This is a genomic window from Paraflavitalea speifideaquila (genome assembly GCF_032395985.1).
GTDB classification, from domain to species: Bacteria; Bacteroidota; Bacteroidia; order Chitinophagales; family Chitinophagaceae; genus Paraflavitalea; species Paraflavitalea speifideaquila.
This window is the reverse complement of record NZ_CP135920.1, coordinates 3,515,455-3,528,076: the sequence shown is the minus strand read 5'-3', so window position 1 is coordinate 3,528,076 and position 12,622 is coordinate 3,515,455. Positions and strand designations below refer to the sequence as shown.

The following is a 12,622-nucleotide window of genomic DNA, read 5'->3' as shown; positions in this document are numbered from 1 at the left end:
ATCAGGCTACATCAAATTTGTATTCCTGCATATCGATCGCTGTGGCCGCAGGGCCATCAATAACCGCTGAATCAACATGGTGTTGCTCATCATGCCTGTCTTTTCCAAATACAGCGATACAAAGCAACACATTAATGCTCATGAATAACAGCAGCGCATATTGACCAAGCTGGGCAAAGCTGGCGCCATAATGCACCACCCAGCTCGCCAGGCAAACCCCAATGCCGGCCAGCGCCATCAGGATATGAAAAGATTTGCTGAACAACAGCTCTTTCCATTTGAACCTGCTTTCTACCCCTTTGGCGGTCACTTTCCAACCTTGGGACACACCCACCAGGAAATTAATGGTGCTCCTTAGCTGCGTCAGCATAATGAAGGTATCTACCAGGAAGAAAGCCGAATACACGTACCTGATCCTTTTGAATAAAGACGCCTCCAGTTTGGTGACCGAGGTAAAGTAGATGGTGAAGATGCCTACCACCTGGGGCAGTATATAGCCTATCAGCAGAAACAGGTTGGCAGCGCTACCCGGCATAAACCATTGGAATAAGAGCGCAATGGGAAACACAAACCCATTCAACAGGTTATTCAACACATGGTACGAGATATCAAACTTCTCGGTCATTGATACATACCGGCAATAGATCTGCTTGAAGTATTTGAACAATACCTGTGAAGTACCATAGGTCCACCGCATCCACATTCCTTCCAGCGCATTCAGCGAACAGGGCACCCATTCGCCCGTAGGGATATTCAATGATTTACCATAATACCCATTGGCATATACCAATGCCGATTTCAGGATATCCTCCGTAACCATGATATTGCCCTTGTAGTAATCTGTCCACGTGCCTATTACTTCCAATACCGAAGAGCGCCACATGCCATTGTGCCCTTCAAATATTTTATACCCCCATAACTGCGGCTCACCAACCGCATACGGTGCAGGTTTTGTGAGGCCGCTACCGATTGCGTCAGGTCATTAAAGTGATTATTGGTAGCCCGGATGGTAAATTGCAGAAAGCCCAATTTACCATCGGCTATAAATTCCGCTACTGCCTTTTCCAACAAATTGCCATGTGCCGGTAAGGTAGAATCTATATCCAGGATCACTACAAATTCACTGTCTTCTACATGCAGCCAACCAAGGTCCAGGTTGCCGGGTTTTAATTTTCCCTTTTCTGTATTGTAGATAAACCGGGCCGTTACATTGTCTTCCGGGTGCAATAGCGCATACGTATTCACATAGTTTTGCAGCGAAATAAAATCTTCCGTGTCCGTATCCCGCGAATTATCTACCATGATAATATCCTTCCGCCCTTTGTACGGCGCTTTAACGATCGAGTCGAAGGTCATTTTAGCCACCGGGAAAGGTTCGTGATAAGAAGGTACAATAAAGGAGATCGTGGGATACCCTTTGTCGGCCGGGAATGGGGCCTTGGCATCATACGTATTGTTGAAGAAGAACAATAACTTCAGGTCAAACAGTATTTGGTAGAACTTGATCCATACCATCACAAAAATGACAATTTCAATAAGCACAATCGCGTATACGGGTAAATGACGCACTACCAGCAGATGCAAGAACACATAAGCAAAACTAAATAACAATACGAGCAGCAGCATGCGGCGGTTTACAAACTTCTTCCCGATCAGCGCTCTTTTTTCAGCAAAGACCTTCTTTGGCGTCAGTGGTTGGTTGTTCAATGAAACGTCAGCCTTTGCTTTTGGTTTAATGTAAGTTTCCATTTTTTCATTTTAGATAGGTGATATGGTATAAGTGACACGTCAATTGGCAGGCTCTCCTTTGGCAAGCTTGTACAGCAGCTCATTCCTGAGTAGCCAGAAGGCTGTTGCTGCGCTGATGATATCTACCACTGGGAAGGTGTAGAGCACACCCTGGTAGCCGAAACAGTAAGCGAAGACGTATAGTAAAGGGATCAGTAAAACAATGTTTTTGAGTACCGTTAAGAAAAAAGCCGTTTTAGGCCGCCCGATAGCCTGGAAATAAGAGGAGGCTACCACCTGCGCGATCATAAAGGGGAAAAACGAATAAATGATCTTCAGCCCGCGCAGGGTTTCGGCGGCAATAAAGGGATCCTTCGTCAGGTAATGAATAAAGTACGGACTGGTGAGCACCACCACACCGTACAATAGGTAAATGATGAGCAGGCCATATTGCAACCCACCCACTATGGCCTGCCGCACCCGGTACATTTGGCGGCTACCATAATTGTATCCAATAATGGGCCTGATACCACTTTCAAGACCTATTACAGGGATCAGGAACAAGTGATTAATGCGCAGGATAATACTAATGATCACCACCCCGGCTTCCTGCTGGTATTTGAAGAGTATCTGGTTGAGTACGATCACAAACAGGTTGGCCGTAAATACATCCAGCAATACGCTGCCTCCAATAGCAGCCATTTCACGGATCAACGACAGCTTGAGCTTTACATATTCCCAGGCGATCCTGATCTCATTTTTAGGACCGCTGAAAAACGCAGTACCAGCAAGGCATTGAGTGAATAGCCGATCATGGTGGCCCAGGCAGAACCTTCGATACCCATGTTAAATACTTTGATGAACAAGGGATTTAAGGCGGTATTGACGATCGTGGGCAATAGTCCGTTCAGCATGGCCGTTTTGGCATGGCCCATGGTATGAATGATATGATTGCCCAACATGGACCAGGAGAGAAAGGGTACACCAAACAACAATACCTTGTAATAAGCAAGGGCATGGGGAAAGATATCACCCTTGGCCCCGAAGAAAGTTAATATGGGGTCACGGAAGATCCAGCCCAGCAATACGATCACCACGTGGCAGGACCAGGCCAGCATATTCACGTTCATGAAAGCAAAGAAGCTTTCTCTTTATTGCGTTCTCCCAATGCCCGGGCGATGACCGATGAGGCGCCCACACCAATGGCCAATCAAAGAAGACAATAAAAATATCACGGCCCCCACTACCCCTACCCCGGCAATTTGTGCTGTACCCAGGTAGTGGCCAACAAAAAATACATCCGTCAGGTTGTAGATCGTAACCACCAAAAGTTGAGGGCTGCCGGCCAGCCAAGCATAAAGATGAGCTTGCGGACCTTTACAGAGCCCAGCATATCAGAGTTAGACATAAATATGGGTGCTATTTATTTTTGTGCAATAGAAATTCTGCGTGCTTGTAAAATGAGTTCCGTAATAAAAAGGGAACGGCCCAACAGGCCCAGGCCATGAGTATCTTCCGGTCAACGAAATTGCTGATATTCATTTTCGTCAACAGGTCTTCTACCGAACGGAAACCTATAAAGGACAGCGTGAGTACATAACTTTTGATCATCCACTCCCGGTGCATCATTACATTGCCCTTTATGATCGAGGCCCAGGCCATCAACGAAGTGCCCAGCCAAACGATACCCAACATGGCAAGGCCAGTGGCATAAGCTACACCCAACTGGGCAGTAGATACCAGGTAAAAAGAAACCAGGGTGGAAATAACAATGGCGCCCAAATAGGTTTTGCCCATATTGCGGTGCAACTGCGGATAACGGTTTCTGAAACGGGCAATGAATTGGAAGGGCCCAATGAGCGTGGCTACAATACCGCAAATAACATGCACCAGCAACCAGGGCGCCCGGTACCAGAAATAATCCGTGTACACTTCTTTGGAGTATTTGAAATAAACAAAGCCCCTCGTCCATAAATAATACAAAATGAGCAGCGAGGCCATACCTATTACTATTCCCCAGGCAATCTTGTTGTAATTAGGCGCTTGGCCTATCTTTTCGTTGGTTAACACTTTACTTTTCATATAAGCAGGTTTATGTTTTTAATTGTTTTGATCTTCTGTCACCAATAATGGTGAGTCTGTGGCGGCGCCGGAGAAATAAGTCACCAGGTCCTGGATAGTGGGATACTCAAACAACAGGCTGGCAGGCAGGTTGCCGAATACTTTTTCCAGGCTGTTTTTCAATTGTACCATCAGGATAGAATCCACCCCGTAATACTCCAGCCTGAGCGCCGGTTCCATCGTTGCTTTGTCAATACCCAGGGCATCGGCAATGGTGGTAGTAAGGAAATCGTGCAGGGCATTGGGATCGTGCTGAAGAACAGCTGCCAGGTCTTCGGGCAGCGTTTCGGCTACAGGGGCAGGTGTCACCACCTCATTCAATAAACCAGGGTATTCAGTAATAAAGTAGTGTCCTAGCGACCGGATGGTCGTGTGCTCAAAGAACAGGTTGGTGGGTAATTCGCCGGCCACCGCTTCCAGCTTGTTCTTTAATTGCATGATCAAAATAGAATCTATACCATAACTGGTAAAGGAAGTATCTACATCGATGACCTCCGGGGTAAGCCCGTAACCGAGCAAAGCAGGGCAATCAGGTATTGGTTGGTTTTGGCATGGCCATTCCCATTGGTGGCCTTTTTCTCCGGACTGGCTATTGGTGGCTCAATAACTTCGGGCGGCTTGGGCGCTTTGGGTACTTCTATCGGTTCCGGAGTGAGTACCACCACCGGTAGGTTGGCCAGTGATGCCTTTACCCAATATTTTTCCCGGGCAAAAGGATAGGTAGGTAGATGGATCCTTTGCGCACCCAATGTCGCATATAAAAGGCCGGCAGGCAATTCATATCCCTGGCAATAATAACCGGCCAGGATGGCCAGCCCTTCTTCATACACCTGCCCATTGGCAGGAGACTGATTTAATTGAGCGGCCAGGTTGTTGATATAGGTTTTTATGGTGGACTGGTTCCTGCTATCATTCAACACTTCGCCTTGAAACAGGTGCAGGTTGCTGACTCCATTGGCCAGTTGCTTCAACTGGTGAATGGCATCCTCCCTCGTAGACGCTACGGCCGCACAACGGTACCTGAAATGGTGACGGCCCGCTAATAATGTATAGGCTATATCCGTGAGGTTGGCTTGCACCAGCCGGCCGCTTTCCATGGCCTGTACCATATCCGTTAACTTGTCTTTTAAGGCGGCGGACGATTTGGCCGATAACACCAGCAAATAAGCTGCTGGTGGTTGCTTTTCCCTGGGCATAGATAAGGGCGTATAGCTTTGCAACACCAGATGCGCATTGGTACCGCTCATACCAAAGGCGCTCACTGCCCCCAGCCGTTCTTTGCCGGGTACTGGTAACCAGGGTTTGCTTGCTTTGTTGACGTAAAATGGACTGTTGTTCCAGTTGACATGGTTGTTCTCTTCTGCGCAATGCAGGCTGGCAGGTATCAGGTCATGTTGAAATGATTGCACCAATCCGATCAGGCTTACCATGCCCGAAGCAGCGAGCGTATGTCCAAAATTGGTTTTGGAGGAAGTCAGCGCGCAATACGATTGTTGGTTGGTATAAGGTTTAAATGCATCCTGCAAGGCGCTGATCTCAACCGCATCTCCCAAAGGAGTGCCCGTACCATGCGTTACTATATAATCAATATTAGCCGGGTTTACCCGGCATTGATCGTATACCGATTGTAACAAGGCTGCCTGGGCAATGCCGCTGGGGGCGGTAATGCCATTGGTTTTGCCATCATAGTTGAGGCCACTGCCCACAATGGTGGCGTAAATGGCATCCCCGTCTGCTATTGCTTTCGACAGCCGTTTCAATACCACCACCGTTACCGCTTCTCCGGGTACCATGCCATTGGCCCGTTTATCGAAACTGTAACATTTGCCATTGGGCGATAGCATTCCGGCCTGGCTCATGGCGATATAAGGCTCGGGTGTAAACAACAGGTTGACAGCGGCTGCTATGGCTGTGTCACATTCAGCATGGCGCAGGCTAAGACAGGCCTGGTGAACTGCTACCAGCCCCGAGGAACAGGCCGTATTGATGGCCATATTCGCCCCTGAAAGGTTCAGGAAATAAGACAGCCGCGCCGCCAGGATGGCGTTGTTATTACCAGTCAGGTTGCCTTCATTACCCACCAGGCCGGCATAGGTGCTTTCTTCGGCGCCTACATACATGCCCGTCTTATTGGCTTTCAACTGTTCGGCGCCATAGCCGGCATCTTCCAACGCTTTCCAGGCTTCCTGCAACAACAGCCGTTGACGCGGGTCCATCGTAGCCGCCTGTTTGGGCGGTATCTCAAAGAACAAAGGATCAAACTCTTCGATGCCGGGCACCAGTCCACTCCATTTGCAATTGGTTTTACCCGCCTCCATATTGCCCATGCTGTAATAGGGTCGCCAGTCAAACCGCTCCTGTGGAATCTCTGTTATCGCATCATGGCCACCGGCCAACGCTGCCCACATACCTTCAATATCCCTTGCGCCGGCAAACCGGCCACTCATGCCAATGATGGCAATGGGTTCTGGTATCGTTGTGCCAGGTACTACAGAAATCGCCGGCATAGCTTGCGGTTTTGCCACAGCTGCCACGGTTGGTTGAGGCGTGGCTTCAACAACGTTTGGTGTATTTAAAACAGGCTCCTCGTTTGATACACGATAGATGTCCTGCAGGAAGGTCCGGTGTTCCTGCCATAAATAAGCCCCCAACTTTTCAATGGTCGGATAACCAAAGAATACGGCGGGCAATAATTCCAAACCAAAATGGGCTGATAGTGATTTGGCCAGTTGGGTTAGACTGATGGAATCAAAACCGATATCCACCAGGTTTTCATAAATATCAATCTTGTTGGTGGCTATTTTGAGCAATTGATGTACCTGGTCTTTCAGGTCCCATTCAATACACTGTTCCATGTCAATGTCGCCCATTTCTTTTTCCGAAGGCTGGGCTTACTGGCTGTCACAGTTCGTGCTTGTTGTGTAGTTGGTGCCGTTACCGGCGTGATGCCCAGCATTTGGCGTAGTCGTGCCGGCTTGCCTGCCAATACCAGCACCTGAGTAGCTGTCTGTGTCAGTAATTGTTCAAACAACCCCAGGCCCTCTTCCGTATGTAACAGCCTTTGGCCGGTCGACTTAAGAAATAGTTCCGTGAGCGTATCTTCTTTCAGGTGCATTCCTCCTTCCTTCCACAAAGGCCAGTTGATCACTACTGTTTTACCCTTCCTTTGCCCTGCCTGCACCAATTCGTTGCGGTACTGTGCATACGCCATTTGAAAACGATTGCCAATGGCATAATTACAGGTACCAAAGTCGCCCAGTATAGCGGTGCCAGAAGAGAAGTAACACATGAAATCAAGTGGCTCCTGTTCCAGCAACTGGTCCAATACCAGCGTTCCTTGCACTTTGGGTTGCAGCACCTGGCCAAACTGTTCATAGTCCTGGTTAAAGATCGTTTTATCACCGGCTACACCCGCCGCATGGATCACGCCCTGGATAGGGCCCAACTGATACCGTATGGAGGCCAGGGCTACCTGCAGCGCTACCTCATCACTTACATCGGCCTGTATATACATGACCTGGCTGCCCAGTTCACGCAAGGCTTGTAGGGCGCTCTCTTTACAGCATCCAATGGTGATCTTCCCGTAAGCGCCAGTTGTGCCTTATAAGTTTTGGCCAGGTGGGTGGCAATGATCAATCCTAGCCCACCACAACCACCCGTAATCAGGTAGGTGCCCCCTTGTTTGAGTATTGTGTCACCAGTTGATAAAGTACATTCCCGTACCTGGCGGGTATATCGTTTATTGTTCCGGTATAGAACCGTTTCATTGTGGGTTGCCTGCAGTTCCTGCCAAAGCCTGTTCAGGCATTGACCTATAGAGAAGGGTTCAGTGCCTGTTTCATGAAATACACAACTGACCCTGGTATGCGGCAATACCGTTTTGGCCGTACGCTCCAGGCCTGTCCAGGATTGGAGGTAAGCGCTATCAGCCGATACGCCGTCTACCGTACTGGCCCAGCTACCACTCACGATGAATTGCTTCACCGCCATTTGCCCGGTATAGATAGCCCTGGTAATGGCAAACAAGGGAAAATAATCCTGGTTATGCCTGCTTTGCTCCAGGGCATTCAGGTATACAATGGCATCGGGTGTTCCATGTTCCTGTTTGATGCGGCGGAAGACATCCTTATAGGCTGCTTCCTCTTTATCTTCCAGCCAATAGATTGGCAGGAGGTTAGTCGCACTGTGCTGCTTGCCTGTAGCAGCAACAAACAACAGTTTTACCTGCGGATGAAGCGAACGGAGTTGATCGCTGATGAGCTCCTGATTGGCGGGTGAGTGGAGAATGCAAACCAATGTGTTGATAGTAGTGGCTGCATCGCTGGAGGAGATGGTTGCTTCCTGCCAGGTTTCTTCAAAGGTCATCAGCGAATGATCATCGGGCAACTGGTTGTCCAGTTGGCTTATTGTGTGTTCAGCAACAGGGTTATTACTGGTGGTTATTATTTGTGCAGGCTGTATCCGGTATTCCTCCCGGGCAAATGGATAGCCGGGTAAATGAATACGCCTAGCATCGCGGTGCTCATATAAATAGTTGGCCGGTATAGCATATCCCTGGCAAAACAGATCGGCCAGGGCGGCCAGGTGATCTTCCAGCTCGGGGAATCGTTGGCGGGTACACTGCATTGCCTGGCCAGGCTGGCGATGTATTTGTTGATGGAGGAACGCTCTTTAAAATCACGCAACACTTCTCCTTGAAAAAGCCGGGGCGCTTTCTGCTTGCCATCCATCCGTTTCAACAACAGCAGCGCAGCTGCTTTCGTATCAACAATACAGGCAGCGCGGTATTTGAAATGATGGCGGCCTGCCAATAACGTATAGGCAACATCAGATAGCCGGGTTGTATCGAACTGACCCTCTTCCAGCGCTTGCGCCAGTTGAACCGCTCTTTCCTGCAAAGCTGCCGGTGTTTTGGCCGATAATACCAGCAAGTGCAAAGCGCCTTCCGTTTCGGGCTGCCTGTTCTTGCTGCAATAGCTTTGCAATACCATGTGCGCATTGGTGCCGCTCATTCCAAAAGCACTGATGCCACCCATGCGCTCTTTGCCGGGTATAGCCGGCCAGGCTTGTAGTTCCTGATTGACGTAAAAGGCTGTTTCGGGCCAGTTGATATAATCACTTATTTCCTGGCAATGCAGGCTGGGCGGAATGGCTTCCTGCCTGAATGCCTGTACCAGGTTTACCATGTTTACCAGCCCCGAAGCCGCAAAGCTGTGCCCAATATTGGATTTGGCCGAGGTGATGGCACAATAAGATCGTTTATCTGTATAGGCTTTGAAACAATCATGCAAGGCATTCACTTCTACCGGATCGCCCAGGCGTGTGCCCGTACCGTGCGTCACCAGGTATTCAATCGATCCGGGATGGATGCCAAATCGATCATAAACCGATTTGAATAAGGATGCCTGCGCCAGGCCATTGGGGGCTGTAATACCATTGGTTTTGCCATCATAATTAATACCGCTGGCTTCAATCGTGGCATAAATAGGATCGCCATCCGCTTCAGCGTCCGACAATCGTTTCAAGACCACCACCACTACTGCTTCGGCCGGTACCATACCATTGGCCCGTTGATCAAAGGCAAAACATTTTCCATCATCCGACAACATACCTGCCTGCGTCATCCCCACATACAATTCCGGCGAATACATGATGTTGACCCCGGCTGCCAGGGCCGTATCACATTCGCCCGTTTGCAAACTTTGAAATGCCTGGTGGGCCGCTACCAATCCCGATGAACAAGCCGTATTGATGGCCATATTGGGACCAGAGAGGTTCATGAAATAAGAAAGCCTGGCCGCCAAAATACCGTTGTGCGTGGAAGTAAGCGCTGCATCATCAGCAGGCATCGTATGGCCGCTTTCTTCGGCCCCTACAAACAAGCCGACCCGGCTATTATTGATCTGATCAGGTCCGTAACCGGCATCTTCCAGGGCATTCCAGGCTTCCTGTAGCAGTAAACGCTGGCGTGGGTCCATAGTTTCCGCTTCTTTGGGCGATATACCAAAGAAAGCAGGATCAAATTCATAAATACCAGGCATCATACCACTCCATTTGCAATTCGTTTTGCCGACTACAGTCCCTTCAGGGCTGTAATAAGGCCGCCAGTCAAACCGTTCAACCGGTATCTCCCCTACTACATCTTTGCCGCTTGCTAATATCTCCCACAGTTCGGTTGTTGTACGCGCTCCCGGAAAACGGCCACTCATGCCAATCACTGCAATGGGTTCTGGTGTAAAGGAACCTGTTCGTACGGTTCTGGTCGCAGGCATCGCTGTAGTAGTTGCGGGTGGTAATACGGGTGGCTGTGGTGGTAGGGCGGCCACTTCTTCAATGGGTGCAGGTGATCCACTAAGCAATGCGTTAGAGGTATTATTATAGAAGGCTTCCACTACGGAGGCCTGTTCTTTCAGAAAATAGGCTGCCAGTTTGCTGATGGTAGAGTAACCAAAAAAAGATAGCGGGTGCAATGGTAATACTAAAATGCGCGCTAAGCAAGCGCGCCAGTTCTGTCAGACTGATAGAATCAAAACCAATATCGGCCAGGTTATCATCGGGCAGCAGTTCGGTTTCCGGAATTTGCTGCGCCCGGCTCACCAGCATGATCAGGTCTTGTTCCAGCGCCTCCGTCATTTTTAACGCCCTTCTTGCTGGCCTGGTAGTTGGAGCAACCGTAGGGGTTAATACAGACGCATTAGGAGGCAATGCCTCATTGACCGCTTGTATGCCCAGGAAACGCCTGGCCTTGCTTTCCTGACCGGCTACCACCAGTAGTTGTTGCGCCGGTTGCAGAAGGAGCTGTTCAAAAAGCGCCAGGCCTTCTGCTGATTCCAAATAGCGCTGGCCACTCGACTTAAGGTATAGCCGGGTATTTTCTTCTTCCTGCAGGTCCATGCCTCCTTCTTTCCACAAGGGCCAGTTGATGGCAATTGTTTTTCCCTGCCGATGTCCGTTGGCCACCAATTGCCCGCGACTTTGTGCAAAAGCCATTTGAAAGCGGTTGGCAATTGCATAATCGCAAGCTCCAAAATCGCCCAGGATAGCGGCAGAAGAAGTAAAATAACAGATGAATTCCAGCGGCTCAGCTTTCAATAGTTCATCCAGCACAATGGTGCCCTTCACCTTCGGGTCCAATACTTGTTGAAAAGCGGGTAGTGTTTTATCAGGCAATAGGTGCGCATCCATCGTTCCGGCTGCATGGATCACTCCCAGTATAATACCAAACTGGTCTTTTACCTGCTGTAATCCTTGCTGCATGGCATTGGCATCATCAACGGCCGCCTGCAAATAGAAAACCCGGCTGCCCAGTTGTTTCAATTCCTGGATGGCTTGCTGACCAGCTGCGCCAGGTGTAGACCGGCCCGTTAATACCAGGTTGGCCCCATACTGCGTAGCCAGGTAACGGGCAAACAAAAGGCCCAACTTACCCAAACCGCCTGTGATCAAATAAGTGCCTCCCTTTCTTAGCAGGTTATTACCAGCTTGCAGGGTCACAGATTGCACTTGCTGTATATACCTGATCCCTTGTGTATACAGCACCGATCTTTTTCGGCACTGTTCAGTTCTGCCCAAATGCGGTTTGTCCATTCCGTGATGCCCGTTGGCTGCTGTACTATTTCTTCATATACAGCCCTCAATTGTACACCCGGCAGTATTAATTTCAATGACCGTTCAAAGCCGATCCAGGATTCGGCATAACAACGTTCCAGGTTGGGGTCATTCTTTTGTGTAGGCCATTGTGCTGCCAGCAGTATATGTTTTACAGCGATCTTTCCGGCTGCTATTCCTTGCAGCATAGACGCCAGGATAGAATAGTCTTTCAACAACGACCTGTCTTCCAGCGCCCATAAATACACAATGGCATCAATGGCGCCCTTTTGCTGAACAATAGTAGTGAGCAGCGTTTGATAGTTGGCAGCAATCTCCTGTCGGGTCACGAAAACACCTGCACAGCCGGATCATTCTTTTGCATAGCCGCCAGGAATACTTGCTGGGAATGGCTATCGCTGGCAAAACACAACACATGTTTGATTGAGGCAGCTGTCTGTGTCAGGTTCTTTTCCTGCCATCTTTCTTCATAGGTCATCAATTGGAAGGGTTCTTCCACACGGGCGGGTTTTGCGGCAGGTGGTGCAGTAACAGCAACTGCAGGCTGTGGTGTTGCTTGTATAGTATTGGTACTATCGACTGTAGTGATCAAAGGGCCGGTATGCTGTTCTGATATCCAATAGTATTTTCTGTCGAACGGATAAACTGGCAGACTCACCCTTTGCGGGCAATTCATTTCACCGGAAGCATTGGTATACAAACCCTCCCAATCAACCGGAAAGCCTTTGCACCAGGCCGCCATGAGTTGGTCCTGCTTGTTGCTCTGGAGCCATCCGTCGATCATTGCCGCCATATCCGCTTCCTGAAGCATGGCCTGCAGGTTGTCTTTGTATTCCTTCACATTACCGGTAAATAGCTGTTCTGAGGGTGCTACACCCGCCAGGAAGCCTTCCAGTTGGTCGATCCCTTCGGCAAGGGTGCTGATGGAAAAGGCCAGCCTTTCCTCCATCGCCTCGCGGCCGGTTTGAAGGGTAAAAAGCAATACCGGGCAATTGAGCCGCTGTATACCTCCCTTGCCGCAAAGCATGCAGCAATAGTGTAGTATATGCCCGCAATCGGTCTGTATTCCTCGCAGAAAGGAGTATAATAAAAGTGGAACCCATAGTTGTGAATAGAGAATGGTGAGTCAATGTCGTTTACTCAAAGACGGTGCATGTCTTTCTCC

At 49.3% G+C, this 12,622-nt stretch carries 14 protein-coding genes; all 14 read right to left on the bottom strand.

The window, feature by feature from the left end:
* Position 1 precedes the first annotated feature (1 nt).
* The 14 genes from RS881_RS24005 to RS881_RS23940 all read right to left on the bottom strand — a co-directional run bounded on the left by RS881_RS24005 (position 2) and on the right by RS881_RS23940 (position 12,484).
* Positions 2 to 883, bottom strand: a complete 882-nt coding sequence (locus RS881_RS24005) for a glycosyltransferase family 2 protein (RefSeq protein ID WP_315823405.1) — start codon at positions 881 to 883, stop codon at positions 2 to 4.
* Entirely contained in the window at positions 856 to 1,749 is an 894-nt protein-coding gene (locus RS881_RS24000; protein ID WP_315823404.1) for a glycosyltransferase, read from the bottom strand. The genes RS881_RS24005 and RS881_RS24000 overlap by 28 nt, the downstream gene beginning before the upstream one ends.
* 39 nt (positions 1,750 to 1,788) lie before the next feature.
* Positions 1,789 to 2,442 (bottom strand): MATE family efflux transporter, encoded by a 654-nt coding sequence (locus RS881_RS23995; protein ID WP_315823403.1) that lies wholly within the window; start codon positions 2,440 to 2,442, stop codon positions 1,789 to 1,791.
* Between the two features lie 14 nt (positions 2,443 to 2,456).
* Positions 2,457 to 2,858 (bottom strand): MATE family efflux transporter, encoded by a 402-nt coding sequence (locus RS881_RS23990; protein WP_315823402.1) that lies wholly within the window; start codon positions 2,856 to 2,858, stop codon positions 2,457 to 2,459.
* Positions 2,859 to 2,879: 21 nt separating this feature from the next.
* Entirely contained in the window at positions 2,880 to 3,056 is a 177-nt protein-coding gene (locus RS881_RS23985; protein WP_315823401.1) for a hypothetical protein, read from the bottom strand.
* Positions 3,057 to 3,147: 91 nt separating this feature from the next.
* Positions 3,148 to 3,810, bottom strand: coding sequence for a DUF2306 domain-containing protein (locus RS881_RS23980; RefSeq protein WP_315823400.1), 663 nt, complete (start codon positions 3,808 to 3,810; stop codon positions 3,148 to 3,150).
* Positions 3,811 to 3,828: 18 nt separating this feature from the next.
* A complete protein-coding gene (locus RS881_RS23975; protein ID WP_315823399.1) occupies positions 3,829 to 4,368 on the bottom strand; it encodes an acyl carrier protein in 540 nt (179 codons plus the stop codon).
* Positions 4,329 to 6,719 carry a beta-ketoacyl synthase N-terminal-like domain-containing protein gene (locus tag RS881_RS23970; RefSeq protein WP_315823398.1) on the bottom strand — a complete coding sequence of 797 codons (2,391 nt, stop codon included), beginning with the start codon at positions 6,717 to 6,719 and terminating at the stop codon, positions 4,329 to 4,331. The genes RS881_RS23975 and RS881_RS23970 overlap by 40 nt, the downstream gene beginning before the upstream one ends.
* Positions 6,677 to 7,387, bottom strand: coding sequence for an SDR family NAD(P)-dependent oxidoreductase (locus RS881_RS23965; RefSeq protein ID WP_315823397.1), 711 nt, complete (start codon positions 7,385 to 7,387; stop codon positions 6,677 to 6,679). The genes RS881_RS23970 and RS881_RS23965 overlap by 43 nt, the downstream gene beginning before the upstream one ends.
* Positions 7,342 to 8,235 carry a KR domain-containing protein gene (locus RS881_RS23960; protein ID WP_315823396.1) on the bottom strand — a complete coding sequence of 298 codons (894 nt, stop codon included), beginning with the start codon at positions 8,233 to 8,235 and terminating at the stop codon, positions 7,342 to 7,344. The genes RS881_RS23965 and RS881_RS23960 overlap by 46 nt, the downstream gene beginning before the upstream one ends.
* A gap of 56 nt (positions 8,236 to 8,291) precedes the next feature.
* Positions 8,292 to 10,319 carry a type I polyketide synthase gene (locus tag RS881_RS23955; RefSeq protein ID WP_315823395.1) on the bottom strand — a complete coding sequence of 676 codons (2,028 nt, stop codon included), beginning with the start codon at positions 10,317 to 10,319 and terminating at the stop codon, positions 8,292 to 8,294.
* Positions 10,225 to 11,388 (bottom strand): beta-ketoacyl reductase, encoded by a 1,164-nt coding sequence (locus RS881_RS23950; RefSeq protein ID WP_315823394.1) that lies wholly within the window; start codon positions 11,386 to 11,388, stop codon positions 10,225 to 10,227. The genes RS881_RS23955 and RS881_RS23950 overlap by 95 nt, the downstream gene beginning before the upstream one ends.
* On the bottom strand, positions 11,340 to 11,786 hold the full coding sequence (locus RS881_RS23945) for a hypothetical protein (RefSeq protein ID WP_315823393.1): 447 nt from the start codon (positions 11,784 to 11,786) through the stop codon (positions 11,340 to 11,342). The genes RS881_RS23950 and RS881_RS23945 overlap by 49 nt, the downstream gene beginning before the upstream one ends.
* Positions 11,783 to 12,484, bottom strand: coding sequence for a KS-MAT linker domain-containing protein (locus RS881_RS23940; protein WP_315823392.1), 702 nt, complete (start codon positions 12,482 to 12,484; stop codon positions 11,783 to 11,785). The genes RS881_RS23945 and RS881_RS23940 overlap by 4 nt, the downstream gene beginning before the upstream one ends.
* Positions 12,485 to 12,622 lie beyond the last annotated feature (138 nt).